Raw genomic sequence first — 23,351 nt, 5'->3', positions numbered from 1 at the left:
GCGCTTCCCCCCAGAATCGCCGACGGGGCCGGTCAGGCCCCCTCCAGCAGCTTCAGGACCACCTGCTCCGCCTCCTCGCGAGGCGCCTGCGGATCCACCGACGCCACCACTCCGTCGTGGTAGAGGTCGACCACCCGAGGATCCACGTAGGACGCGCGAGCCACCGTCGGCGTGTTGCCCAGCAGCTCCGCCACCGCACGCATCACAGCGACCACCGCCTTGCGCCGGGCGGTCACCGAGCGGGCCGGACCGGCGGTGGCCAACTCGGTGGCCGCGAGCACCGTGGCGTGCCAGGTGCGGAAGTCCTTCGCGGTCATCTCCCCACCGCTGGCGTCGCGCAGGTACCCGTTGACCTCGTCGCTGCGCACGTCGCGCCACTCCCTGCCGTCCCAGTAGCCGAACAGCCGCTCCGCCCGTCGTCGACGACGGCGCAGATTGGCCAGCACCTGGCACAGCTCCGGGTCCTCGATCCGGCGTACCTGCTCGATGCCCCCCTTCGCGGGAAACACGAGCACCACGCAGCCGCCGCGGGACCGGGCATGCTCGGGGCGCAGGGTGGCGACCCCGTAGGTCGGGTCGTCCCCGGCGGCGTACTGGTCGCTGCCGACCCGGAACATCCCCATGTCCAGCAGTCGGGCCACAGTGGCCAAAACCCGGTCCCGGCCCAGTCCGGGCCCGTCCAGGTCGCGCCCCACCCGCTCACGCAGCGCCGGCAGCCGCCGGGCCACCTCCAGCACGCGGTCGAACTTCGCCTCGTCCTGCTTCTCCCGCCACCGCGGGTGGTAGACGTACTGCTTGCGTCCGGCCGCGTCGATCCCGATCGCCTGGATGTGCCCGTTCGGGTGCGGCGCGATCCACACGTCCTGCCAGGCCGGCGGGATGACCAACTCCCGCAGCCGGGCCAGGACGTCCGGATCCCGCACCGGCGCACCGGACGGGTCGACGAAGAGCCAGCCCCGACCGCGCCGACGCCGTCCGTACCCCGGTCGACCCGGGTCGCTACGCCGCAACCGCACCGGAGACCCGCACCACCTTCTCCACCTCGGCCACGGCGGCCAGCACCTCGTCGAGGCGCAGAGCCGTCATCGTCGGGTGGCTTCCTACCCCATCCCACCTGGGCCAATCCCCCTCGCCGGCCCAGAGCACCCGGTGCCGTGGCCGGTCCGGTGGAGGCCCCCAGTGCGCCGGTGGCACCGGCCCGAAGAGGACGACCGACGGGGTGCCGTACCCGGTGGCCAGGTGGGCGACGCCGGTGTCCCCGCTGACCACCAGCCGGGCGTCGGCCACCAACGCGGCGAGTACGCCGAGGTCGGTCCGGCCGGCCAGCACGGCGTCGGAGCTCAGGCCCGCCGCCTCGGCCACCCGGGCCGCCAGCGCCCGTTCGTCGGCCGAGCCGGTGACGAGCACCCGGTGCCCCTGGTCGGTCAGTGCCCGGGCCAGACCGGCGAACCGCTCGGCGGGCCACCGCTTGGCCGGGATCTTGCTGCCCGGGTGCAGCACCGTGACACCGCTGGGCAGCCCCGCCGCAGCGGGCCGACGCAGGGTCAGGTCGGCGCGGTCGGCCGGGATGTCGTACCAGGACAGCAGCCGGCACCACCGGTCCACCTCGTGCTCGTCGACGGCCCAGCGCGGGCCGTCGGCGAAGCCGGCGTCCGGGCTGGCGAAGGCGAGAAGCCGACCGGGCCGGGTGGCCGCGAGCAGCCGGTGCGACTGCGGGCCGCGCCCGTGCAGGTTGACAGCCGTCCACGGGGCCGACCCCGCCCGGAGAGGGCGATCCAGCCCCGCGGTGTCCACCAGCCGGTCGACGTCACCGACCAGGTCGACCAGCGGGGCCAGCCAGCCGGGCGCGGCGAGCGCCAGCTCCCGCGACGGGTACGCGGCCCGCAGCGCCCGCAGCGCGGGCACCGCGGTCACCAGGTCGCCGACGCCGAGGGCGCGCAGCACGAGGATCACGGGTACGACGTCTCCTGCTCGGCGCAGACCACCATCTCGCGCACCGCGCAACCGGGCGGCTGATTGAGCGCGAACATGATCGCGGCGGCGGTGTCGGCGGGCTCGTTGAGGTTCGCGTCCGGCCCCGGCTTGTACTGCGGGTCACGTTCGTCGAAGAACGAGGTGCGCATCCCACCCGGGATGAGCAGGGTGACGCCGACCTGACCGGCCAGCTCGGCGGCGAGGGCTCGGGTGAACCCCACCACGCCGAACTTCGCCGCGCAGTACGCGGTGGCGTCGCTGACCGCCTTGACGCCCAGGGTCGAGGCGACGGTGACGATGCGGCCCCGGGAGGTCAGCAGGAACGGCAGCGCGGCCCGGATCACCGCCGCGGTGGCCAGCAGATCGACGGCGACGATCCGGTCCCAGGTCTCCCCCGGCAGGTCGGCGAGTCGGCCCGGCACGTCCGTGCCGGCGGCGGTCACCACGGCGTCCAGGCCGCCTGCCTGCTCGGCGAGGTGCCGGGTGGCCACCTCGGCAGCTCGCGTGTCGGCCAGGTCGCACTCGGTCCAGGACACCCCGTCGGCCGGCGGCTGCCGGTCCAGCACGACCGGACGGCCACCGGAGGCGGCCACCGCGGCGACCACAGCGGCGCCGAGGCCGCTGGAGCCCCCGGTGATCAGGACGGTGGGCCCGGCACCGGACCGCGTGGCGGTCATCGGGTCCGCTCCGCGAGCGTGCGGACGATCAGGTCGGTGGTGGAACGACCGTCCAGATAGGGCACCACGACTGTGTTCCCACCCCACCGGCGCAGGACCTCCGCCTCCGGCAGTGCGGCGCTGGCGTCCCCACCGCCGGTGGCGTAGTCGCCGCCCTTGACCCAGACGTCGGGGCGTACCCAGGACAGCGCCGCCTGCGGGGTCGGCTCGTCGAAGATGAGGACCGCGTCGACGCAGCTCAACGCGGCCAGCAGTCGGCTGCGGTCGTCTTCGGACTGCACCGGCCGGTCCGGCCCCTTCAACCCGGCCACGCTGGCGTCGGAGTTCAGGCAGACGATGAGACAGTCGCCGAGCTGCCGGGCCGCCTCCAGGGTGGCCACGTGCCCGGCGTGCAGCAGGTCGAAGCAACCGCCGGTCGCCACCACAGTGCCACCCGCGGCGCGTACCTCACCCAGGAGCGTGGCGACAGCGGCCACTCCCACCCGGTCGGCCATCGCACCACCCCGTGGTCCCGGCTGGAGTGCGCGCGGCTCCGGCGCGCTCCGGCCCCGCATCGCCGGCGTCGACGGAGGCAGCGCCGTGGCCACTCCCCCACCGGCCACGTACGCGGACGCCTCGGCGACCGCCACCTGCACCGCCTCGGAGACCAGCGCGCCCTGGGCCAGTGCGACGCTGGCCGCCGCCGCGAACCGGTCGCCGGCACCGCAGGTGTCCCCCTCCGCGCTACCCGGCGTCGGCACCACCAGCGGCGTCGACCCGGCGTGGCAGAGCAGCGCGCCGTCGCCGCCCAGCGTCACCGCGACCGCGCCGGCCCGCCAGCGCCGCCGTAGTCCCTGCGCACCCCGCGACGCGGTGGCCAGTCGGGACGCGCCGGGCAGCGCGGGGACCAGCTCACGCACCTCGGACTCGTTCGGCGTGGCCAGGTGTACGCCGGGCACGGCCGCCGGGCCGCGCGGATGCGGGTCCCACACCACCGGCGCGCGGGTGGCGGCCAACGCGGCGCGCAACGCGGGCTCCCGCGCCACCCCCCGGCCGTAGTCGCTGACCAGCACCGCAGACGCCTCGGCGATCACCCGGAGCACCTCGTCGGAGGGCTGACCCGGCTCCCCGGACATGCCGCCCCGGTCGTGGCGCAGCAGCACCCGCCCCCGGGCCCGCAGCCGGATCTTCTCCGGCGTCGCGCCGGAAAGGGCCAGTGGGTACACCTGCACGCCGGCGGCGGCGAGCAACGCGCTCAGTCGGGCCCCGCCGGCGTCATCGGCGAGCGCCGTCACCAGCACCACCTCGGCGCCCTGCGCGGCGGCGAACACCGCCGCCAACCCGGCGCCCCCCGGTCGGTCGGTGGCCACCGTCTCGTCGAGCACCGGCACCGGGGAGTCCGGGCAGAGCCGGTTCACCACACCTTCCACGTCCCGGTCGAGCAGGGTGTCCCCGAGCACCACCACCGGTCCCCTCACGCTTGCCTCCTCATCCTCACGCGCCGACCCGCTGTCCGGCTCACGCGTCGACCTGCCGTCCGGGCCCGCCGTCGAGCACCACCTCGACCCCGGTGCGTACCGACGCGGCAGGCAGCCGACCGGCCGGTGCGGGCTCCCCGGGCACGGGGTGGACGACCGCCGGATCGGCGGCTGCCGCCAGCGCGGCGGGCAACTCCTGTTCGAGGTACTCGCAGAGCAGATGACTGGTCACCAGGTGCAGCTCCTGGACGACCTGGGTGTCCGGGGACGCGACGGCCAGCACGTCGTCGCAGGCCTCGGCGAGCGGATTGGGGGCGGTGCCGGTGAGCGCCCAGGTGGTCACCCCGACCTCGCGGGCCGCCCGCGCGGCGGCGACCAGGTTGGGGCTGGTCCCGCTGGTGCTCAGCAACAGCAGGATGTCGCCCGGGCGGCCGTGGGCGCGCACCTGGCGGGCGTACACCTCGGTGTAGCCGTAGTCGTTGGCGATGGCGGTGAGCGCGCTCGTCTCGGCGTGCAGCGCGATCGCGGACAGCGGCTGACGGTCGTCGTGCAGCTTGCCGACCAACTCGGCGGTGAGGTGCTGGGCTTCGGCGGCACTGCCGCCGTTGCCGGCCACCAGCAGGCGACCCCCGGCGACCAGCCGGTGGGCCAGGTCCGCGCCCCAGCGCGCCAACTGTCGCTCACACCGTCGGTACGGCACCAGTGCCGCGGCGAGGTTCGTCAAATGCGTGTCGAGCAGGCTGCCCGTCGGCATCAGGCCACCACCCGGGTCGGCCGGCGCACGGCGGCGACCTCGCTGTAGACCTCGACCAGCCGCTCGGCGGTGGCCGCCCACGAGTACCGTTCCCGGGCCCGCTCACGCGCCGCCGTCGCGTACGCGAAGCGCCTGATCCGGTCGTCGAGCAGTCCCTGTATCGCGGCGGCCAGCGCGTGCGGGTCCCGGGCCGGCACGAGGTCACCGGTCGTCCCGTCGACAACGGTGTCCCGGATGCCGCCCACGGCCGTGCCGACGACCGGCACCCCACAGGCCATCGCCTCCAGCGGGGTCAACCCGAACGGCTCGTACCAGGGCGCAGCGACCAGCAGGTCCGCCGAGCGGTACCAGCGGCCCATCTCCTCCCGGGGCACCGCGCCGACCAGGTGCACCCGGTCGGCCACCCCGCACGACTCCGCGAGTGCCCGCAGCCGGCGGGCGTACGGGTCGGTCTCCAACAGCCCCTCGGGTGGGCCGCCGACGACCACGCACTCGGCGTCCGGCACCAGCTCCATCGCGCGGACCACGGTCTGGAAGCCCTTGCGCTCGACCAGCCGACCCACGGTGAGGATGCGGGCCCGTCCCGGTTCCCGGTCGGCGGCCGGCCCGAGTGGGGCGAAGGTGGCGAGGTTGACCCCGGAGGGCACCACCGTCATCCGGGACCGGGGCACACCCATCCGGACCAGCTCGCCCACCTCGTCACGGCACTGCGCGACGATCCGGTCCACCGAGCGGCCCAGCTCCCGCTCGTAGGAGATCCGGCGGGCCGGGCTGGTGTCCTGCACTCCCTGGTAGCGGCGCTTCACGGTGCCCAACGCGTGGTACGTCTGCACCACCGGCACCCCGGTCTGCCGGCCGGCGGTCAGCGCCGCCAGGCCACTCATCCAGAAGTGCGCGTGGATCACCTCGGGCACCCAGTCGCCGCCGCGCCACCGCTCGATCAGCCAGCGGCTGAACTCCCGCATGTGCGGCAGCAGCGCGTCCTTGGCCACCGGCTCGGCCGGGCCGGCCGGCACGTGCACCACGTCGTACCCGTCCGGGCTGCGGACGGTCACCGGCAGGTCAGGTGCGTCGCGGCGGGTGTAGACCCGCACCTCGTGCCCGGCGGCGGCGAGCGCGGCGGACAGCTCCGCGACGTGCGTGTTCTGGCCGCCGGCATCCTCCCCTCCGAGGACGGCGAGCGGGCTGGCGTGCTCCGAGATCATCGCGATCCGCATACTTCCTCCTCCAGCAGCCGGTCCCAGTCAGCGAGGAAACGGTCGAGGCCGTATCTGTCGCGCGCGGCGGTTCGCGCCGCCGCTCCGGCCTGCCGCGCGGTGTCCGGTTCGGCGATGAACCGGCGGGCGGCGTCGAGCAGGGTGTCGGTCCGGGTGGCGAGCGCCCCCGCCTCCGGGGGCACCGCCATCACCGCCTCGGTGGTGGCGAGCGCGACGACCGGCATGCCGATCGACATCGCCTCGATGAGGCTGAGCCCGAGGGAGGTCCACCGGCACAGGTGCAGGTACGCCCGCCGCCGGGCCAGTTCGGTGTGCATCCGCTCCTGGGGCACGTCGTCGTGGCTGGTCAGCCGGTCCGCGGGCAGCCCGAGGTGGTCGGCCAGGCCGGCGACGCCCATGCCGAACACGTCCAGCGGCGCGATCTCGGCGAACTGGGGCAGCAGGTCGGTGCCGGTGACCCGACCTCGCCGCACCGGCTCGTTGATCACCACGGCGAGCCGGTCCAGCTCCCCGGTGTAGGACGCGGAGGGGGCGACGATGCCGTGGTCGACCACTGTGGTGCGGGTGTCGCCGGTGTCCCAGAAGATCTGGTTGAACCCGGTGACGTGGGCGATGAGCAGGTCGTCGCGGTCGGCCATCGGGTGACGGGTGTTCGGCACGTCGCCCTTGGGGGTGTTGTGCTCGACGTAGATCGCCGGAAGGTCGCGGCCGGGGCGGCGACGGAGCCACTGCTCGGCCCGGTCGATCTCCTCGGGGCGTTGCAGGATGACCAGGTCGACGTCAGCGCTCGGCAGCTCCTCCGGGCTGACCTCGACCGCGCTGTCCGGCCACGGGTAGGTGCGGGCCCGGCCGAGGCCGTACGGGCCACGGTCGGGTGTGGTGGGAATCAGGTAGCGGTGGCTGCCGTGCACGAACGACGTGGTCCAGGAGCCGTGCACGTGCCAGAGCAGGATGTTCATCGGCCGCCACCACCGCTGGCGGTGAGGGTCCGGAGCGCGTCGACCACGTCGCCCGGATCGACACCGCTGAGGCAGGGGTGCCCGGGGACCGGGCAACTGGCCGCCCGGGTGTCCCGGCAGGGCGCGGCGGCGTCGCCGAGCCGGACGGTGGGCACCCGGTAGGGCCCCCACTGACCGAACGGGACGGTCGGCGCGAAGAGACTCACCACCGGCACACCGGCGGCCGCCGCCAGGTGCGCGGGCCCGGTGTTTCCGACCACGACAGCGCTGGCGTCCGCGACGATCGCGGCCAAGCCGGCCAGGTCGGTGCGGCCGCCCAGGTCGGTCCCGCCGGCTGCGGCGACCTGGGCGGTGACAGCGCGCTCGTCCGGGCCGCCGGTGACCAGCACCCGGTGCCCGGCGTCGACCAGCGCCCCGGCGATCCGGGTGGCCACGTCGGGCGGGCAGGCCCGGCTCGACGCGGCCGATCCGGGGTGCAGCACCACGTACCCCGGATCGCCCAGGTCGGCCGGGCGTGGTGGAACGGCGTCCCGGCGCAGCCGCAGGACCGGTTCGTCGCCGTCGGGCAGCCGATGGCCGGCGGCGGCGGCCAGGGAAAGGGCACGTTCGGGTTCGGGGACGCCCACCGGCACCCGGTGCCGGATGTCCAGCAGCGAGCCCGGATAGTCGTCGCTGATCGCCGCGATCCGGTTGATCCCCGCCATCCGCAACAGCAGCGCCAGCGGCAGGGCGGACTGGTGGAACGAGGTGAACACCACCGCCTGGTCCGCGCCGACCGCGCCCAACCGCGCGGTCAGGCTCCGCATGGCCTCCGGGTCGACACGCCCCGGCGTGGGGTCGATCCACGGCAGCGGATGTTCGATGATCTCGTCGACGCCGGGCAGAAGGTTGGCGGCGGCCCGACCGCGCGGGCCGCACAGCAGCACCACCCGCTGCGCTCCGGCCGCGACGGCGCGGATCGCCGGGCCGGTGACCAGCACGTCACCGGCCGAATCCGAGCGGACCACCAGCGCCGTCCGTACCGGTTCGCTGGGCGGGGTCGCGGGCTGCACGGCCTGTTGGCGGCGCAGGATCTCCGCCACCGCAGCAGGCAGGTCGTTGGCCACCCACCCGGCGGCGGCGACCTCCTCCGGCCGGGTCACCGGGGTCGGCACCAGCACCCCAGCGGCTCCGGCGGCCATGGCGGCGCCGATGTCCCGACCGATGTCGCCAACGAGTACGCAGCGGGACGGCGTCGTGCCCAGCTCGCGGGCGGCGGCGTACACCAGGCCCGGCGCCGGCTTGCGGCAGTCACAGCCGTCGGCGTCGTCATGTGGGCAGACCAACCACGCGTCGAACCGGCCCAGCAGCTCCTCGACGCGGGCGTGCACCGCCCGCATCTGCTCGGCGGTGAAGTAGCCCCGGGCCAGGCCCGACTGGTTCGTGACGACCGCCAGCCGCAGCCCGGACGCGCGCAGCCGGTCCAGCGCCGCCCGCGCGCCCGGCACCGGCCGGACCTTCTCCGGGTCGCCGTTGTACGGCACGTCCTCGATCAGGGTGCCGTCGCGGTCCAGCAGCACCGCGTCGTAGAGCACCGCTCGGGGGCTTGCGACAGATCCGGAACCGGCGCGGTCAGCGGCGGCGTACACCTGTGCTGACCTGCGCTGATACGGATCATCCTGGTCCTGTCGCACAGCCGGCGGGTTCCCTGCGCCCCGAGGAGTAAACGTCGCCGTCAAGGGGGTGGGCCAGCGCCGCCGGCGATGCCCCGGGAAGGCCTTACCCGCCGCCCCGGAGAAGCTAACCCCGCCGGTCGTTAGCCCGTACGTGGCGTGGGTATGAAAGCCCAGTGGCGATTGTGGAGAAAGTGATCGACGCTCCCCCGCAGCAGGTGTTCGACGTGCTCGCCGACGGGTGGACGTACAGCGACTGGGTGGTGGGCACCGCACACATGCGGGACGTGGACGACGCCTGGCCCCGGGTGGGCAGCCAACTGCATCACCGGGCCGGGCCATGGCCGGTCTCGTTGCAGGACGCGTCGACGGTGCTGGTCTGCGAACCGCCGCACCGGCTCGTGCTCAAGGCCGGTCTCTGGCCGGCGGGCGAGGCGATCGTGGCCTTCACCCTGGAACCGGTCGGCGACGGCGCCACCCGGGTGCGTCTCGGGGAGGATTTCGCGGCCGGACCGCTCCGCTGGATCCACAACAAGATCAACGATCTCGTCCTGCACCGGCGTAACCGGGAGACCCTGGCCCGACTCTCCGACATCGCCACCCGACAGAAGAGGTGACAGTGACACGGACCGTGGTGGTGACCGGCGCGAGCGCCGGCGTCGGCCGGGCCGTGGCCCACGCGTACGCGGCACGCGGCGCCCGGCTGGCGCTGCTGGCTCGGGGCGAGGCGGGTCTGGTCGCCGCCGAGCGGGAGTGCCGACTGCGCGGCGCGACAGACGTGCGCGTGTACCGGGTCGACGTGGCCGACGCGGGCGCGGTGCAGCAGGCCGCCGACGACGTGGTGCACCACCGGGGCGGCATCGACGTGTGGGTCAACAACGCGATGGCGTCGGTGTTCGCGCCGGCCTGGGAGATTCCGGCGCGCGAGTTCCGTCGGGTCACCGAGGTCACCTACCTGGGCACCGTGCACGGCACCCTCGCCGCGCTGCGGCACATGCGGGCGCACGGGCGGGGCACGATCGTCCAGGTGGGATCGGCGTTGGCCTACCGGGGGATCCCGCTCCAGGCGGCGTACTGCGCCAGCAAGCACGCCGTCCAGGGGTTCAACGACTCGCTGCGCGCCGAGCTGCTGCACGACTGCCCGGGGGTGAAGTTGTCGATGGTGCAGCTACCCGCGGTCAACACGCCGCAGTTCTCCTGGGTCCGCACCCGGCTGCCCCGGCATCCGCAGCCGGTGCCGCCGATCTTCACTCCGGAGTTGGCCGCCCGCGCCATCGTCTGGGCCGCCGACCGCGGCACCAGGGAGCTGAACGTGGGTGGCCCGACCTGGCAGGTGCGGGTGGCCGACGCCCTGTTCCCCGGCCTGCTGGACCGGAAGCTGGCCCGCGACGGCTACGACAGCCAGCAGACCGGTGAGAAGATCGATCCGGCGACCTGGCGGGACAATCTGGATCACCCAGGCGATGCGGACACGGACCGGGGCACGGCGGGCGTGTTCCGCGAACAGGCGCGAGACCGCTCCGCGGCGCTCTGGGTCGGCACGCACAAACCGGCGCTCTCCGGTGTCGCGCTCGCCGTCGCGGCGCTCGCACTCAGCGCTGTCGCTCGCCGTCGGCGCTGACCACCACAAGCCTCTGACCAGGTGTTAGACGCCCACGCACGCTGGGCGGCGAGAGCCCGCAACACCCGGAAGGGGTGCCTCCCTCCGACCGAATGCGGGAACTAGATACCCTTTCCATGACCCTTGTCCGCAAACCGAGGATGACCGACATGATCAAGCCGGTGCAGTTGCCGTCGCCGTGGCGGGACGCACGCCTGACCGTCGTCGTGCCCACATACAACGAGGCGGGCAACCTTCCGACGCTGGTCGAGCGACTGCTCGCGCTGCCGCTGCCAGGGCTGCGCATCCTCGTCGCCGACGACAACTCCCCCGACGGCACCGGGGAGGTGGCCGACAAGTTGGCCATCGAGAACCCCGACCGGATCGAGGTCGTGCACCGCGCCGGCAAGGAGGGCCTCGGCCGGGCGTACGTGGACGGGATGACCCGCGCGATCGAGGGCGGCGCCGAGTACGTGGCGCAGATGGACGCCGACCTCTCGCACCCGCCCGAGGCGCTGCCGGGGATGCTCGGCGCGTTGCTCTCCACCCAGGCCAGCGTGGTGATCGGTTCCCGCTACGTGCCCGGCGGCGAGCTGGACGAGAACTGGCCGCTCTACCGCAGGGCGCTCAGCGGCTGGGCCAACCTCTACGTGCACACCCTGCTGCGGGTACGCATCCGGGACCTCACCGCCGGGTTCAAGATCTGGCGGGCCGAAGCCCTGCGCGACATCGACCTGGAGCGGGTGCAGTCCAACGGCTACAGCTTCCAGGTGGAGATGCACTACCTCGCCACCAAGCTGGGGCACACCATCCTGGAGGTGCCGATCCGCTTCGAGGAGCGGCGCGACGGCGTCTCCAAGATGACCACCGCGACCAAGGTGGAGAGCGCCCTGATGCCCTTCCGCCTCCGCAGCAAACACCGCAACATAACCCGCTAAAACCCCCGCCCCACCCCAACCCCCAGCCCCGGTCGATCATGGAGTTGTGGTGCCCGTTTAGAACCCGGGCAGGTGCTTTGTCACCCACCACAACTCCATGATCGACGGCGGCGGGCGGTTCCGGGGGGACGGTGGTTTAGGTGGGGTAGATGGCGCGGTGGGCGGTGGTGATGGCTGCGGCGTACGCGCGGCCGGTGAGCGCTCGGTCGCGGGCCAGGGCCGCCCGGGCGGCGTTCGCGCCGGGCGCGCCGTGCACACCGCCGCCGGGGTGCGCCGACGCGCTGGCCAGGAAGAGCCGGTCCACCGGGGTGTCCGCCCGGCCCAGGCCAGGGATCGGGCGCAGGAAGAGCTGCTGGTACGCGGCGGCGGTCCCGCCGCCGAGCGTGCCACCGACCAGGCTCGGGTTGCCCTTCTCCAGATCGGCCGGCCCGGCCACGTGTCGGCCCACGATCAGGCTGCGGAAACCCGGGGCCGCCGCCTCCAGCACGTCCTCCATCCGCTGCACGTGCCCGGCGACCTCCTCGGCCCGCCAGTTCCGCCGGAACGGCAGGTGGGTGTACGACCACAGCGACTCGGTGCCCGGCGGGGAGTGGCTCGGGTCCGCCACCGACATCTGCCCGACCAGCAGGAACGGGTCGCGGGGCAGCTCGCCACGGGCCAACTCGCTGGCGTAGTGGGTGAGCCCGTTCAGGTCCGCGCCGAGGTGAACGGTGCCGGCGCCGGCCACCTGCCGGTTCGTCCAGGGCACCGGCGCGGAGAGCGCCCAGTCCACCTTCAGGGTGGAGCCGTCCCACCGGAAGTGCGCCAGGTCCTCCACCAGCCGGGACGGCAGCGCCGCGGCACCGACCAGGTCGAGGTAGAGCGCCGGCGCCGGCACGTCGGCGAGCACGGCCCGCCGGGCCCGCCACAGCGCGCCGCCGACGGTGCGGACCCCCATCGCCCGGCCTCGGGCGGTGAGCACCCGGTCGACCGGAGCGCCGTAGAGGATCGCCCCGCCACGCGCCTGTAGCCGATCCACCAGCGCGTTGGTGATCTGCTGCGCGCCGCCGTCGGGCACCGGCCAGCCAATCTGCTGGCCGAGCATGGCCAGCAGCCAGCCGTACACCCCGGAGCCGGCCTCCTCCGGGGACAGGTCGGTGTGCAGGGCACAGCCGGCCAGCAGGGCCGGCCCGCCAGGACCGTCGAAGAGTTCGCTGCCAAGTTTGCGGACCGGTACGACGAGCCGGCGCGCAAGTCGCAGCGCGCCGGCGACGCGCAGCCGACGCAGGAGGCCCAGCCCGCCGCGTACCGGCGGGAACGGCGAGGTGATCGCCTCCAGCATCGGCTCGGCCACGTCGAGCCAGTCGGTGTACGCGTTGAGCCAGCGCTTACCGTCCCCGGGGGCGAACTGCTCCAGCGACGCGGCGGTGACATCCGGATCCCGATTGATCACCGCGGCTCGACCGTCGGGCAGCAGGTGCGCCAGCACGTCCGGCGAGTGCCGCCAGGACAGCCCGTGTCGACCCAGGTCCAGGCCGCCCAGCACCGGCGAGGCGTATCCGAGGGGGTAGAACGAGCTGTAGAGGTCGCTGAGGTAGCCGGGCGCGGTGACCTCGGCCGAGCGGACCGCGCCGCCGGGCACCGCTGTCGCCTCCAGCACCACCACGTCCCAACCGGCGTCGGCCAGCAGGTTGGCCGCCACCAGGCCGTTGTGCCCGGCCCCGACGATGACGGCGTCCGCGCTCGGCGCGGTGGTGGTTGTCATCGGATCCGCCTACCCGGCGCGCAACCGGGCGAAACGCGTTTGCCTCGTCGAGGCCGGGGCATCCAGCGCCGCATGTACACGGTTGCGCAGCTGGTGGGCGGGGTGTGGGGTGCGGGCGGCGACGGCGGCGAACTGGTGGTGCGTGATCCGGCGGACGACACGCCGGTGAGCACGGTGCCGGTGGCCACCGCCGACGAGGTGGGCAAGGCGACCCAGGCGGCCCGCAACGCGGCGGCCCAGTGGGCGGCGACCGCCCCGGCGGAACGGGCGGCGGCGCTGCACCGGGCAGCGGACGCGGTGGAGGCGGTCATCGATGAGTTGGCGGCGGCGGTCACCGCGGAGATGGGCAAGCCGTTGGCGGACGCCCGCGGCGGCGTCGAGGCGGGGATCGGCACCCTGCGACAGTATGCGGAACTGGCGCCGCTGCGCGGCGGGCGCACGCTGAACGGCGAGACCGCCGCGCTGGACTTCCTGACCCCGCAGCCACGCGGGGTGGTCGCGGCGATCACCCCCTGGAACGACCCGGTTGCGGTCTCCTGTGGACTGCTCGGAGCGGCCCTGGTGACCGGGAACGTGGTGCTCTACAAGCCGAGCGAACGCACACCGGCGACCGGTTGGTTGCTGGCCCGAGCACTGGATGAGGCACTGCCGGCCGGCGTGTTGTCACTGCTCACCGGCGGTCCGGAGGTGGGTGCGGCGCTGGCGGCGCAGGACGTCGACGTGGTCGCCCACGTGGGTTCCACAGCGACCGGGCGGGCGATCGCCGCCGCGGCGGCCCGTACCGGGGCGAAGGTGCTCCTGGAGAACGGCGGCAGCGACCCGCTGATCGTGGACGCGGGCGTCGACCCGGAGTGGGCGGCGGAGCAGGCCGCGCTCGGCGCGTTCGCCAACGCCGGGCAGATCTGCGTGGCGGTGGAGCGCCTCTACGTGCACCGGGAGGTGGCCGACGACTTCGTGGCCGCGCTGGTCCGACGCGCCGCAGCGCTGCGGGTCGGGCCGGGCCGGGACCCGGGCACCGAGCTGGGGCCGCTGGTCGACCGGCGGCACCGGGACCACGTGCACGGTCAGGTGGCTGCGGCGCTGGCGGACGGCGCACGGGTGCGGGTGGGCGGTGAGGTGCCGGACGGACCGGGGGCGTTCTACCCGGCCACCGTTGTCACCGACTGTCGCCACGACATGCCGCTGGTCCGGGAGGAGACCTTCGGGCCGGTCGCACCGGTGGTGGTGGTCGACTCGTTCGACGAGGCGCTGCGCTGCGCCGCGGACTCCCCGTACGGGCTGGCCGCCACGGTGTTGACCCCGTCGATGAGTCACGCGCAGCGGGCGTGGCGGGAGCTGCCGGTGGGCACGGTCAAGGTCAACGCGGTGTTCGGGGGTGCGCCGGGAGGTGCCGCGCATCCGCGCCGGGCCAGCGGGCAGGGCTTCGGGTACGGCCCGGAGCTGCTGGACGAGTTCACCGCGACGAAGGCGGTGCACATTGAGGCGCCGGGGGGCGGGCACTGGTGAGAACAGCACGGGCGGACGCAGGGGTGGAGCGTCCGCCCGTACCGCGTCGGTTGTGCTCGGGTGCGGCGGCGATCAGTCGCCGCGGGCCTTGCGGGTGGCGCGGTCGTTGGCCTTCTCGATGGCCGTGACCAGCTCCGGTTTGGTCATGCTGGACCGCCCGGGCACGTCGAGTTTGCGGGCCACCGACATCAGGTGGTCCTTGGTGGCGTTGGCATCGACGCCACCGGCGGTGGGTGCCCGTCGTTCCGGCCCGCCACCGGCGGCCTGCTGGTCGCTGGGGCCCTTGCGGCCCTTCGGCTCCCAGTGGTCGCCCACCTTCTCGAACTGATGCTTCACCGCGGCGAAGGCGGTGCGGTGCGACCGCTCCCCCTCGCCGTAGGTCTCCACCGCCGAGTCGTGCGTCTTCTCCCAGGTGCGCTGCGCCTTCTCCGGGGAGCGTCGCAGCGTGCTGGGCAGGTCTTCGCGCCCGGGCATCTCGTCCTCCTCCGTGTCGACAGGGTCACTGTGACCGTTCCCCGGTGACCGGGCGGCAAACCATAGCGGCGGCGGTCGGACACCGGGCGGGTTTGTCGATTTCACCAACCGGGTACCGGCGGGCCAGGCCAGACCGGACGACCGGTCATCCGGCGGCCGGGGCGCAGGGAGCGGGCATGACGACCACGGAGCCGGGTACGACGCTCGACGGCACACCGCACACCCGGGTGCCCCGACGGATGCGGCAGCTGAGCTGGCGGACCTGGCGGGGAGTGCTGGTCCGCAGCGTGCAGAACTTCGTCAACGACAACTGCTCCGACTGGGCCGCCGCGCTGACCTACTACGGGGTCCTGGCGCTCTTCCCGTCCGCCATCGTGGTGGTGGCGCTGGTCGGCCTGGTCTCCGACGGGGAGCGGACCCTGGACACCGTGGTCGACCTGGCCAACCAGGTCGGTGCCGGGGCCGTGCTCAGCGACGACGAGGGCGGCGTGCTGAAGGTGATCCGTTCCGTGGTGCTGGAGCAGAGCAACCCGAAGCTCCTGCTCAGCTTCGGTCTGCTCGGCGCGCTCTGGTCCGCGTCCGGCTTCATCGGCGCGTTCACCCGCGCCTCCAATGCCGTCTACGGGGTGACCGAGGGCCGCCCGGTCTGGAAGCTCCGGCCGCTGCAGATCGGTCTGGCGGCGATCACGTTGGTGCTGCTCGCGGTGGTCGCCCTCGCCCTGATCGTCAGTGGGCCGGTCACCGATGCGGTCGGCGACCTGGTCAACGCCGGCGGCCTGGCCCGCACGACGTGGAGCGTGGCGAAGTGGCCGGCCCTCGCCATGATCATGATGGTGCTGCTGTCCCTGCTGTTCTGGATCGCGCCGAACGTGCGCCAGCCCCGGTTCCGCTGGCTCACCCCGGGTGGCGCGGTGGCCCTGATCTCCTGGGCGGCGGCGTCCTTCGGCTTCGGCCTCTACGTGGCCAACTTCGGCTCGTACAACACCACCTACGGCAGCCTCGGGGCGGCCATCGCGTTCCTGGTCTGGCTCTACCTGTCCAATTCGGCACTGATGCTGGGCGTGCAGATCAACTCCGAGGTGCAGCGCGGGCGGCAGTTGCAGGCCGGCGACCCGGACCCGGACGAGCCGGTGCTGCCGCCCCGCAAACCCGCCGACGAGTGAGCCCCCGTCCGGCCCGGTGTCCGTTTCGCCGTCGGGCCGAGGGCCGGTTCGTGGCCCGGTGCCGGTTTATCGGGTGGGGTGCCGGGTAGCGCAGAAGGCATGGAGCGTGGCAACAGCAAGCACGGACCGAGGATCGACGAACAGATGAGTCAGGAGGTCAGCGGCCTCGTACAGGGGCCGGGGACCGGTGGCTCTCGAGTCGACGAGTCGCGGGTGCCGGAACCGGCTGGCGAGGACCAGCCGGAGACGACCACCGCCCCGGCCGGCGACCTGCGCACCGGCACGCCGCAGGGCATGAGCTCTACGGACGTCGAGCAGCGCAGCCGGCTCGGCCGGTTCATCTCGATGAGCGCGCTGCCGGGCGACCGTCTGGTGCTCATTGCCAGCGCCCGCGAGAACGAGGCGCCGGACGACATCGTGGCGGCGCTGGAACGGCTGCCCGAGGGCACCACCTACCAGACGGTCTCCGAGGTGTGGGCGGCGCTGGGCAACAAGAACGAGACAACTCGCTGGTGACCAGGATCGCCCCCGATCCGGCAATCCACCGGCGACTGAAGGAGGTTCCCCGATGAGTGGCGTTACCGAACATGTGGACGTGTCCGTACCCGTACGCACCGCGTACGACCAATGGACGCAGTTCGAGGAGTTCCCCCAGTTCATGGAGGGTGTGCAGGAGGTCCGGCAGCTCTCCGACACGATGACCCACTGGACTGTGGACATCGCCGGGGTGAAGCGCGAGTTCGACGCGGAGATCACCGAACAGCTCCCCGACGAGCGGGTCGCCTGGCGCTCGACCGACGGCACGCAGCAGGCCGGCGTGGTGACCTTCCACCGACTGGACCAGGACAAGACCAGGGTCACCCTGCAGCTCGAGTTCGAGCCGCACGGCGTGGTCGAGCAGGCCGGCGACAAGCTCGGCATCGTCGACCGACGGGCCAAGGGCGACCTGGAGCGGTTCAAGACCTACATCGAGCGGCGTGGTCAGGAGACCGGCGCGTGGCGCGGGCAGGTGGACCGTCCGCAGCCGTGACCCCGGGCAGCAGTGACCTGAGATGGCCGCCGGTATCCCGGCGGCCATCGCCGTGTCCGAGCCTGCTCGGCGGGCACCGTTTGCGATCATCGTGCCCGGGTACGGCTGAAGGTATGACCGACGACAACATCAGGGTGTGGCGGGACGAGGAGCGGCTTCCGTTGGAGGAGTTGGAGCGCGCCGTGTCGGGCTCCAGCCTCGACGGGCAGGCCGACGACGTGACGGGAAACGACGCCGGCGAGGAGGCCGCGTTCGGGCACGGGCCGGCCGCGTCGGACCGCGACGGACAGGCCCAGGGCAACAGCCGCGAGGCCACCGACCCGCAGCGCGCCTACCGCCCGTCCACGACCGGCCGTACCGGGCCGGACGTCTGAGGATCGCTTCCGGGCTGGGCGGGCACCACCGGCACGGGACGTCCCGCAGCCGGTCGGCGCGCGCCCCACTCGTAGAGCGCGATCAGCGCCAACGCGAGCACCAGAAGGGTCGATCCCAGCACCTCCACCGAGGTTCTGCCGATCAGCACGCCCAGCCCGGCCGGGACGAGCGCCGCACCAATGCCAGCCGCGCCGATCTGGAGGCCGATGGCGCGGTCCGCGTGCGCCGCGCCGACCCGTTCGGCGGTGGTGAGGGTGAGCAGCGGAAACACCGGCGCGGCGGCGAACCCGACAACGACCAGGCCGAGCACCGCAAGGACGGCCGGCCCGGGAACGGCGATCAGCGCCGCGCCGACGGCCATCCCGGCCAGGCTGGCGCGCAACACCAACCCCGCCCCCAGGCGCTCGGCCACCAGACCCTGCACGACCCGGCCCACGAAGAGACTGCCCCAGTACGCGGAGACGCAGCCGCCGGCCACCGCCGCGCTGAGCCCACGCCCCTCGGTCAGCAGCAGGAACGCCCACAGCCCCGCGGACACCTCGATCGCCACGTACAGCACGAAGGCGAGCGTCCCCGACCAGACCGCCGGCAGCCGCAGCGTGTCCCTCACCGGGACCTGGACGGTGGACGCCGGCCCGGCATCCTCGGCGGCGGGCACGCCCTGGGCAGCCGTGCCCGTCGGGGCACCCGCCTCGGTGCCGGCCGGCGCGTCACGCCGCCAGGCCCGCACGGTGAGCGCGAACGCGGCGGCGAGGACGAGCTGGGCGGCGGCCACGATGCCGTACCCCCAGCGCCAGGCGAGCCCGGCGCTCAGCACCGCGGTCATGATCAGTGGGCCGATGGCCACGCCGAGACCGAAGAAGGCGTGCAACCAGTTCATGTGGCGGGGCCCGAAGGCCCCGGCGGCGTACGCGTTGAGCCCGGAGTCGACAGCGCCGGAGCCGAGCCCCAGCAGCAGCGCACAGCCCACCAGCGCCGCCAGCACGGGGCTCACCGAGTAGCCGGTCAACGCCAGGCTGGCCAGCAGGGTGCTACCGGCGAGCAGGGCGCCCACGCCGACCCGGGCCAGCGTGAAGCCGGCCAGCACGCTGGAGGTGAGGTAGCCGACGGTGCCGGCGGTGAGCACCCACCCGACAGCCTCGGTCGGCACGTCGAAGTCGCCTCGGATCGAGGGCCAGGCGACGCCGAGCAGGCCGTCGGGCAGGCCGAGACTGACGAACGCGAGGTAGGACAGCAGGAGCAGTGCGGCGCGGGGACGCGCGGGCGTGGTGGACACGAGAAACCATCCTGCCGCAGGGGCACCCTAGCGCCGCCGGCACCCGATCGCTCGCGGCGCAAAGAAGTCGTGTCCGTACGGTCGAGAAAACGGACAGCTCATCCAGAATCGGCCGATCGGAGGACGGCAAGCCGGCCGGTTCGCGTAAGAATTTCGGGATGCATCAAGGCTCCGGAATCCTCTCCACGCGTCAGCGCAAACTCGCCTGGCTCGGCTTCCTGCTTGCCGCGCTCCAGGCACCCGTTTCCGCCTGGCTCGTCGCCGACGAGTCGTGGCTGTTCAGCCTGTGCGTCGCGCTGATGGTGGCCACCGTGATCATCGCCGACGACGCGGCACGGCGTCGCCCGGCAAACGCGACAAGCGACTAGCCTCCGCCGTCCGGCCTGGCCTCGTGGCCCGGCCGGCCCCGGCTACGGCGGTGTTCCTTCATCTCCGCCTCGTAGAGATGGCGCCGCCCACCCACCAACTCGTCGCGGGCCTGCTTGTCCAGCTCCCGGAACAGCGCGTGGTAGCCGTCGTCGAAGTCCTCGACGATCTGAAACGTCCACCGTCCGGCGATGACGTTGCGGCCGCGCAGCTCGGTGGCGATCCGGTCGGCGAGGCGCGGATGCCCGGCGGCCTGGAACTGTTCCACGGCGTCGTCGAGCATCAGGTCGGCATGACCGATCAACTGGTGCATCGAGTAGAGATGCCCCCGGGCCCGCTCCACACACTCCAGCGCCTCGCTGAGCTTCCCGAGCGCGGCGATCGTCGCGTCGCTGACACCGTCCGGCCGCCGGTGCCGCTCGTCGGGTCCGTCCGCCTGCTGTCCCATCCGTGCCTCCGTGCCGGGTGCGGTCATTGCTGGGTGTTCTCCTGCTGCCCCGTCTGTGCCGGATCAATCCCCCAGGTCAGCGGCGAGCGCCCCAGTGGCGCAGCCGACATCCGCCGAGCGGACGAGGTCGACGCGAACACTGGTCGGTTAGCCTCGGTCACCATGCGTGTGCCGTTCAACCGGGTCGCCTCCCGTACCGCCGTCGACTCGGCGCGGTCCACCCTGGCCGCCCTCACCGTCTCCGTGGGCACTGTCGGGCTCGCCGCCGCCGCCGCGCGCCCGGGGCTGCTGGCCCTCGTCGACCAGCATGCGGCGGCCGTCCGGGACAGCCTCGACGGCGACCGCACGCCGTTGACCTCCGCGGCGCTCGCCGGCTACGCCGAGGGGGTGCGTGCCGCCGCGCTGGAGCACGGGTGGACGCCGCCCAGCGGGCCGGTGGACTGGAGCGAGCCGGAGTGGCTGCTCACCCGGCTGGTCGCGGTCTGCGCGCTGGCTCGCGCACTCGACCAGCACTGACGCGCGAGGGGAGGGCACCCCGCGGCGTACGCGGAGCACCCTCCCACCCGTCGTGCCGTTCCGCCCGCTACGAGCGGTACTGCTGGGCTTCGTCCACCCGAGGCATCGCCTGGGTGCGGTCACCCCCGCGGTCGGCCATCTGCCGCTCCACGTCGCTACGCCCGGCCGACGCGGCCTGACGTTGCTGCTGCACCGCCCGGGCCTCCTCGGCCGCCCGACGCAACCAGCCGTCCCAGCGGTTCTGCATCGGCTTCACGAGACCACCACCAACGCCGACGATCAGGATGCCGGCCACCGTGGCGAGCACCGCGATCAGCACCGGGGTGGTCACCGTGGTGGCGATACCCACCTGGTTCAGGGCCGCGATCACACCCAGCGCGATGATGAAGATCGCCGTCAGGTCGGCCAGCACCTTGCCGTACGAGAGCCCTCCCAACGCCCCGGTGACCAGATCCCGGACAGCGTTGGCGATCGCGGCCGCCACCACCACGATGACGATCGCGATGAACGCGCGCGGCAGCCAGGCCACCACGCCGCTGATCAGGTCACTGATCGCGTTGGGCCCCCAGACTCCGAAGGCGAACTGCAGCGTGAACAGCAGTACGGCGTAGTACGCCAGTCTGGCCAGGATGTCGCTGGCGTCGTACTTCGTTCTCTCCAGGGCCCGTTTGATGCCACCGCGTTCGACCGCCTGGTCGAAGCGCACCCGTTCCAGCACCGTATCCACGATCTTGAGCACGGCTCTGGCGATGAGCCAGCCGACCACGAGGATGACGATGAAGGCCACTGCCTTCGGGATGAAGAGCAGCACCGACCTCCAGGTGTCGGCGATGGCATCGCCGATGTCGGCCTGCCGGACCGCGAGGGTTTTCAGCATGATGTCCCTCCTGTCGCATGGACTGCGCCGGGCGCATACCCGGCAACCGGTCCCGCACTCCGCGCAGCGCGCGGCGTTTTTCCCGACAGACCTCCGGACAGGGGCTCTGAACTGCCCAAACGGCCACCGCGACGGACTCGGCGACGGCCCGCCGCCGTGGTCGGATGCCTTTTCCGGTCGGCCGACTAGGCTGCGACCATGCCAGGAACGGTCGGGCGGGTCCCCACGCCAGCAACTCCGGGCCCGGGGGCACCCACCGGGTCCGGCCCGGCCGTCGGCGTGCTCGCCCACGACTGGGCCAACACCCCGCTGGGCCCGGCCGACGACTGGGACGTCGCCCTCCAGGCGGTGGTGGAGCTGGTCCTCGCCTCGCCGATGCCGATGGCCCTGGCGTACGGCGACGACCTCGTCCTGCTCTACAACGCCGGCTACGCCGAACTGCTGGGCACCAAACACCCCAGCGCCCTCGGTCGTCCGGCCGCCGAGGTGTTCGCGGAGATCTGGGCGCTGCCCGGCGTCGGTGCGGTGATCGAGCGCTGCTACCGGCAGGGCGAACCCTTCCTGGAGAAGGAGTCCACCCTTCCGCTGGTCCGTGGGCACTCCGCGACGGTGGAGCAGGCGGTCTTCACCCGGGGCTACTCACCGGTGCGCGACAGCGCCGGGCAGATCGTCGGCGTGTTGACTGTCGCGGCCGAGACCACCCACGTCACCGAGCAGTTGCAGAGCCTCAGCGAGGTGGCCGCGGCGCTCGCCGGCACCCTCACCCTCGACGACGTGGCCCGGGTGGCGCTGCGGTACGCGATCACCACGTTCGACCCCGACCAGGCCTCGTTCGCCGTCGACGAGGGCGGCGGCGGCTGGCGCATGGTGCGTCGGGTCCGTGGCGAGTTGTTGGACGAGGCCGACGAGCGGCTCCCCCCGCTCTGGCGGCGCGCGCCGGCGGACTGGTCGGCCCCGGTGGTGCAGGCGGCCCGCTCCGGCGCCCCGTCGTTCACGCGCGACGGGCAGCCGCTGCGGGACACCGCCGTGGACCGCCACGACCAGAAGATCCGCGCGATGGCGGCCCTGCCGCTGGGCACCTCGGTCGTCCGCGGCGGGCTGGCGGTCGGCTACCAGGTTCCGCACACCTGGTCCCCCGCCGAACGGGCGCTGCTGGCCGCCTCCGCCGAGCTGATCGGCCAGGCCGCCGAGCGGGCCCGCCGTTTCGAGACCCAGCACGGCACTGCCCAACTGTTGCAGCGCAGCATGTTGCCGGAGCACCTTCCGGATCTTCCGCGGTTGCGGATCGCGGCCCGCTACGACCCGGGCGTGGACGGCAACGCGGCCGGCGGTGACTTCTACGACGCGTTCCTGCTGCCCAACGGCTCGCTCGGCGTGGTGCTGGGCGACGTCGCCGGGCACGACGTGCAGGCCGCCGCGCGGATGGGGCAGGTCCGGGCCGCGCTGCGCGCTCTGGCGCTGGCCGACCCGACGCCCGACGCTGTTCTGGCCGGCCTGGATCGGCTGGTGACCAGCCTCGGCGCGGAGGCCAGCACCCACGAGCTTTTCGTCACCGTCGCGTTCGGGGTGATCGACGCGGAGCGTCGGGAGCTGACTCTGGCCAGCGCCGGTCACCCCGCGCCGTTGATCCGCCGCGGTGACCCGGATGGTCGGTTCCACGCCGAGTACGTCGACGTCCCGGCCGGGCCGCCGCTGGGGTTGGGCGGCCGGCCGGGCACCACGACCGTCCCGTTCCGCCCCGGTGACACCCTGCTGCTGTTCAGCGACGGGGTGGTGGAGCGTCGCCGGCAGAGCCTGAGCGCCGGGCTGGCCACCCTGAGCGACGCCATTGCCAAGGCCGGCAGCGGAGACCCCCGCGCGCTCTGCGCGGTGGCCACCGCGGCGGTCCCGGGCGGCACGGAGGACGACGTGGCCGTGCTGGCGGTCGAGCACGCGCTCAGACCGAGTCGTTCGGCGAGCATGGAGGTGCCCGCCGAGCCGACCGCGCCCAGCCGGGTCCGGCACTGGCTGACCGGCCAGCTCACCGAGTGGCAGGTGCCCGAGTCGGTGATCGGAGCGGCGGTGCTCTGCACCAGCGAGCTGACCACCAACGCGTTGCTGCACGCCGGCACTGCCGCCCGGGTGGAGATCGACCTCAGCGCCGAGCGGCTGCTCGTCTCGGTAGCGGATTCCGGCACCCGGGGGACCGTGACCCGGGCCCGTACCGACACGTTGAGCAGTCGCGGGCGCGGCCTCGGCCTGATCGAGGAGCTCAGCGACGCCTGGGGCACCGACCCGTCGGTCCGGGGCTCCACGGTCTGGTTCGAGATTCTCACGCCGCCGGCCGCGCATCCCTGAGCCGCCCGATG

At 73.4% G+C, this 23,351-nt stretch carries 24 protein-coding genes; 11 read left to right on the top strand and 13 right to left on the bottom strand.

Annotated elements, in window-relative coordinates; genetic code table 11:
* Positions 1-32: 32 nt before the first annotated feature.
* From ACGF3C_RS12965 to ACGF3C_RS12930, 8 genes are read right to left on the bottom strand one after another with little or no spacing between them, the layout of a single operon-like run.
* The gene (locus ACGF3C_RS12965; protein ID WP_357225311.1) at positions 33-1,016 is read right to left on the bottom strand and encodes a DNA topoisomerase IB; all 984 of its coding nucleotides are present in this window, start codon (positions 1,014-1,016) and stop codon (positions 33-35) included.
* Positions 1,000-1,953, bottom strand: a complete 954-nt coding sequence (locus tag ACGF3C_RS12960; RefSeq protein ID WP_393221584.1) for a glycosyltransferase family 9 protein — start codon at positions 1,951-1,953, stop codon at positions 1,000-1,002. Before ACGF3C_RS12960 ends, ACGF3C_RS12965 begins: the two co-directional genes overlap by 17 nt.
* The gene (locus ACGF3C_RS12955; RefSeq protein ID WP_357225320.1) at positions 1,950-2,651 is read right to left on the bottom strand and encodes an SDR family oxidoreductase; all 702 of its coding nucleotides are present in this window, start codon (positions 2,649-2,651) and stop codon (positions 1,950-1,952) included. Before ACGF3C_RS12955 ends, ACGF3C_RS12960 begins: the two co-directional genes overlap by 4 nt.
* Positions 2,648-4,108, bottom strand: coding sequence for a PfkB family carbohydrate kinase (locus ACGF3C_RS12950; RefSeq protein ID WP_393221580.1), 1,461 nt, complete (start codon positions 4,106-4,108; stop codon positions 2,648-2,650). Before ACGF3C_RS12950 ends, ACGF3C_RS12955 begins: the two co-directional genes overlap by 4 nt.
* Positions 4,109-4,148: 40 nt before the next feature.
* A complete protein-coding gene (locus ACGF3C_RS12945) occupies positions 4,149-4,865 on the bottom strand; it encodes an SIS domain-containing protein (RefSeq protein WP_393221930.1) in 717 nt (238 codons plus the stop codon).
* Positions 4,862-6,079 (bottom strand): glycosyltransferase, encoded by a 1,218-nt coding sequence (locus ACGF3C_RS12940; protein WP_355007230.1) that lies wholly within the window; start codon positions 6,077-6,079, stop codon positions 4,862-4,864. The genes ACGF3C_RS12945 and ACGF3C_RS12940 overlap by 4 nt, the downstream gene beginning before the upstream one ends.
* Positions 6,064-7,038: a glycosyltransferase gene (locus tag ACGF3C_RS12935; RefSeq protein WP_357225330.1), complete on the bottom strand. Its 975-nt coding sequence runs from the start codon at positions 7,036-7,038 to the stop codon at positions 6,064-6,066. The genes ACGF3C_RS12940 and ACGF3C_RS12935 overlap by 16 nt, the downstream gene beginning before the upstream one ends.
* Positions 7,035-8,711: an HAD-IIIA family hydrolase gene (locus ACGF3C_RS12930; protein WP_393221577.1), complete on the bottom strand. Its 1,677-nt coding sequence runs from the start codon at positions 8,709-8,711 to the stop codon at positions 7,035-7,037. Before ACGF3C_RS12930 ends, ACGF3C_RS12935 begins: the two co-directional genes overlap by 4 nt.
* 155 nt (positions 8,712-8,866) lie before the next feature.
* Here ACGF3C_RS12930 and ACGF3C_RS12925 point away from each other — a divergent pair, with 155 nt between their 5' ends.
* From ACGF3C_RS12925 to ACGF3C_RS12915, 3 genes are all read left to right on the top strand, one after another.
* A complete protein-coding gene (locus ACGF3C_RS12925; RefSeq protein ID WP_393221574.1) occupies positions 8,867-9,307 on the top strand; it encodes an SRPBCC family protein in 441 nt (146 codons plus the stop codon).
* 2 nt (positions 9,308-9,309) lie between these two features.
* Positions 9,310-10,311, top strand: coding sequence for an SDR family oxidoreductase (locus ACGF3C_RS12920; protein ID WP_393221571.1), 1,002 nt, complete (start codon positions 9,310-9,312; stop codon positions 10,309-10,311).
* Between the two features lie 149 nt (positions 10,312-10,460).
* The gene (locus ACGF3C_RS12915; protein ID WP_355007225.1) at positions 10,461-11,228 is read left to right on the top strand and encodes a polyprenol monophosphomannose synthase; all 768 of its coding nucleotides are present in this window, start codon (positions 10,461-10,463) and stop codon (positions 11,226-11,228) included.
* A 136-nt stretch (positions 11,229-11,364) separates the two neighbouring features.
* Here the strand turns inward: ACGF3C_RS12915 and ACGF3C_RS12910 are convergent, their stop codons facing one another.
* Complete coding sequence (locus ACGF3C_RS12910) at positions 11,365-12,972, bottom strand: phytoene desaturase family protein (RefSeq protein WP_393221568.1); 1,608 nt, start codon at positions 12,970-12,972, stop codon at positions 11,365-11,367.
* A gap of 72 nt (positions 12,973-13,044) precedes the next feature.
* Here ACGF3C_RS12910 and ACGF3C_RS12905 point away from each other — a divergent pair, with 72 nt between their 5' ends.
* Entirely contained in the window at positions 13,045-14,478 is a 1,434-nt protein-coding gene (locus ACGF3C_RS12905) for an aldehyde dehydrogenase family protein (protein WP_357224654.1), read from the top strand.
* Positions 14,479-14,550: 72 nt separating this feature from the next.
* Here ACGF3C_RS12905 and ACGF3C_RS12900 read toward each other — a convergent pair whose 3' ends face one another.
* On the bottom strand, positions 14,551-14,952 hold the full coding sequence (locus ACGF3C_RS12900; RefSeq protein WP_210785235.1) for a ChaB family protein: 402 nt from the start codon (positions 14,950-14,952) through the stop codon (positions 14,551-14,553).
* Positions 14,953-15,128: 176 nt separating this feature from the next.
* On the opposite strand from ACGF3C_RS12900, the gene ACGF3C_RS12895 reads away from it, so the two are divergent.
* The 4 genes from ACGF3C_RS12895 to ACGF3C_RS12880 all read left to right on the top strand — a co-directional run bounded on the left by ACGF3C_RS12895 (position 15,129) and on the right by ACGF3C_RS12880 (position 17,519).
* Entirely contained in the window at positions 15,129-16,115 is a 987-nt protein-coding gene (locus tag ACGF3C_RS12895) for a YihY/virulence factor BrkB family protein (protein WP_357224658.1), read from the top strand.
* A gap of 99 nt (positions 16,116-16,214) precedes the next feature.
* A complete protein-coding gene (locus tag ACGF3C_RS12890; RefSeq protein WP_357204393.1) occupies positions 16,215-16,631 on the top strand; it encodes a DUF2795 domain-containing protein in 417 nt (138 codons plus the stop codon).
* A gap of 52 nt (positions 16,632-16,683) precedes the next feature.
* The gene (locus tag ACGF3C_RS12885) at positions 16,684-17,145 is read left to right on the top strand and encodes an SRPBCC family protein (RefSeq protein ID WP_091401658.1); all 462 of its coding nucleotides are present in this window, start codon (positions 16,684-16,686) and stop codon (positions 17,143-17,145) included.
* 113 nt (positions 17,146-17,258) lie between these two features.
* The gene (locus ACGF3C_RS12880) at positions 17,259-17,519 is read left to right on the top strand and encodes a hypothetical protein (RefSeq protein ID WP_357224662.1); all 261 of its coding nucleotides are present in this window, start codon (positions 17,259-17,261) and stop codon (positions 17,517-17,519) included.
* On the opposite strand, the gene ACGF3C_RS12875 is transcribed toward ACGF3C_RS12880, so the two are convergent.
* On the bottom strand, positions 17,477-18,796 hold the full coding sequence (locus tag ACGF3C_RS12875; protein WP_393221562.1) for an MFS transporter: 1,320 nt from the start codon (positions 18,794-18,796) through the stop codon (positions 17,477-17,479). The genes ACGF3C_RS12880 and ACGF3C_RS12875 overlap by 43 nt on opposite strands.
* Positions 18,797-18,954: 158 nt before the next feature.
* On the opposite strand from ACGF3C_RS12875, the gene ACGF3C_RS12870 reads away from it, so the two are divergent.
* The gene (locus ACGF3C_RS12870; protein ID WP_357204398.1) at positions 18,955-19,164 is read left to right on the top strand and encodes a hypothetical protein; all 210 of its coding nucleotides are present in this window, start codon (positions 18,955-18,957) and stop codon (positions 19,162-19,164) included.
* Here ACGF3C_RS12870 and ACGF3C_RS12865 read toward each other — a convergent pair.
* On the bottom strand, positions 19,161-19,610 hold the full coding sequence (locus ACGF3C_RS12865) for a hypothetical protein (RefSeq protein ID WP_357224670.1): 450 nt from the start codon (positions 19,608-19,610) through the stop codon (positions 19,161-19,163). The genes ACGF3C_RS12870 and ACGF3C_RS12865 overlap by 4 nt on opposite strands.
* 162 nt (positions 19,611-19,772) lie before the next feature.
* Between ACGF3C_RS12865 and ACGF3C_RS12860 the strand changes: the two genes are divergently transcribed.
* Entirely contained in the window at positions 19,773-20,126 is a 354-nt protein-coding gene (locus tag ACGF3C_RS12860) for a DUF6401 family natural product biosynthesis protein (RefSeq protein ID WP_357224674.1), read from the top strand.
* 67 nt (positions 20,127-20,193) lie between these two features.
* On the opposite strand, the gene ACGF3C_RS12855 is transcribed toward ACGF3C_RS12860, so the two are convergent.
* Positions 20,194-21,003 carry a hypothetical protein gene (locus tag ACGF3C_RS12855; protein ID WP_357224677.1) on the bottom strand — a complete coding sequence of 270 codons (810 nt, stop codon included), beginning with the start codon at positions 21,001-21,003 and terminating at the stop codon, positions 20,194-20,196.
* Between the two features lie 198 nt (positions 21,004-21,201).
* Here ACGF3C_RS12855 and ACGF3C_RS12850 point away from each other — a divergent pair, with 198 nt between their 5' ends.
* Positions 21,202-23,340 (top strand): SpoIIE family protein phosphatase, encoded by a 2,139-nt coding sequence (locus ACGF3C_RS12850; RefSeq protein WP_357224682.1) that lies wholly within the window; start codon positions 21,202-21,204, stop codon positions 23,338-23,340.
* The last annotated feature ends 11 nt before the right edge of the window (positions 23,341-23,351 follow it).

This window comes from Micromonospora sp. NPDC047762 (genome assembly GCF_043204655.1).
Taxonomy (GTDB): Bacteria; Actinomycetota; Actinomycetes; order Mycobacteriales; family Micromonosporaceae; genus Micromonospora.
This window is presented reverse-complemented; position numbering and strand designations above follow the sequence as displayed.

Bases quoted from the DNA above. Each gene is read 5' to 3' on its own strand.
- ACGF3C_RS12865 (WP_357224670.1), bottom strand. From the start codon at position 19,610: ATGGGACAGCAGGCGGACGGACCCGACGAGCGGCACCGGCGGCCGGAC.
- ACGF3C_RS12890 (WP_357204393.1), top strand. From the start codon at position 16,215: ATGGAGCGTGGCAACAGCAAGCACGGACCGAGGATCGACGAACAGATG.
- ACGF3C_RS12885 (WP_091401658.1), top strand. From the start codon at position 16,684: ATGAGTGGCGTTACCGAACATGTGGACGTGTCCGTACCCGTACGCACC.
- ACGF3C_RS12850 (WP_357224682.1), top strand. From the start codon at position 21,202: ATGCCAGGAACGGTCGGGCGGGTCCCCACGCCAGCAACTCCGGGCCCG.
- ACGF3C_RS12940 (WP_355007230.1), bottom strand. From the start codon at position 6,079: ATGCGGATCGCGATGATCTCGGAGCACGCCAGCCCGCTCGCCGTCCTC.
- ACGF3C_RS12880 (WP_357224662.1), top strand. From the start codon at position 17,259: ATGACCGACGACAACATCAGGGTGTGGCGGGACGAGGAGCGGCTTCCG.
- ACGF3C_RS12955 (WP_357225320.1), bottom strand. From the start codon at position 2,651: ATGACCGCCACGCGGTCCGGTGCCGGGCCCACCGTCCTGATCACCGGG.
- ACGF3C_RS12905 (WP_357224654.1), top strand. From the start codon at position 13,045: ATGTACACGGTTGCGCAGCTGGTGGGCGGGGTGTGGGGTGCGGGCGGC.
- ACGF3C_RS12895 (WP_357224658.1), top strand. From the start codon at position 15,129: ATGACGACCACGGAGCCGGGTACGACGCTCGACGGCACACCGCACACC.
- ACGF3C_RS12870 (WP_357204398.1), top strand. From the start codon at position 18,955: ATGCATCAAGGCTCCGGAATCCTCTCCACGCGTCAGCGCAAACTCGCC.
- ACGF3C_RS12915 (WP_355007225.1), top strand. From the start codon at position 10,461: ATGATCAAGCCGGTGCAGTTGCCGTCGCCGTGGCGGGACGCACGCCTG.
- ACGF3C_RS12935 (WP_357225330.1), bottom strand. From the start codon at position 7,038: ATGAACATCCTGCTCTGGCACGTGCACGGCTCCTGGACCACGTCGTTC.
- ACGF3C_RS12860 (WP_357224674.1), top strand. From the start codon at position 19,773: ATGCGTGTGCCGTTCAACCGGGTCGCCTCCCGTACCGCCGTCGACTCG.
- ACGF3C_RS12855 (WP_357224677.1), bottom strand. From the start codon at position 21,003: ATGCTGAAAACCCTCGCGGTCCGGCAGGCCGACATCGGCGATGCCATC.
- ACGF3C_RS12900 (WP_210785235.1), bottom strand. From the start codon at position 14,952: ATGCCCGGGCGCGAAGACCTGCCCAGCACGCTGCGACGCTCCCCGGAG.
- ACGF3C_RS12910 (WP_393221568.1), bottom strand. From the start codon at position 12,972: ATGACAACCACCACCGCGCCGAGCGCGGACGCCGTCATCGTCGGGGCC.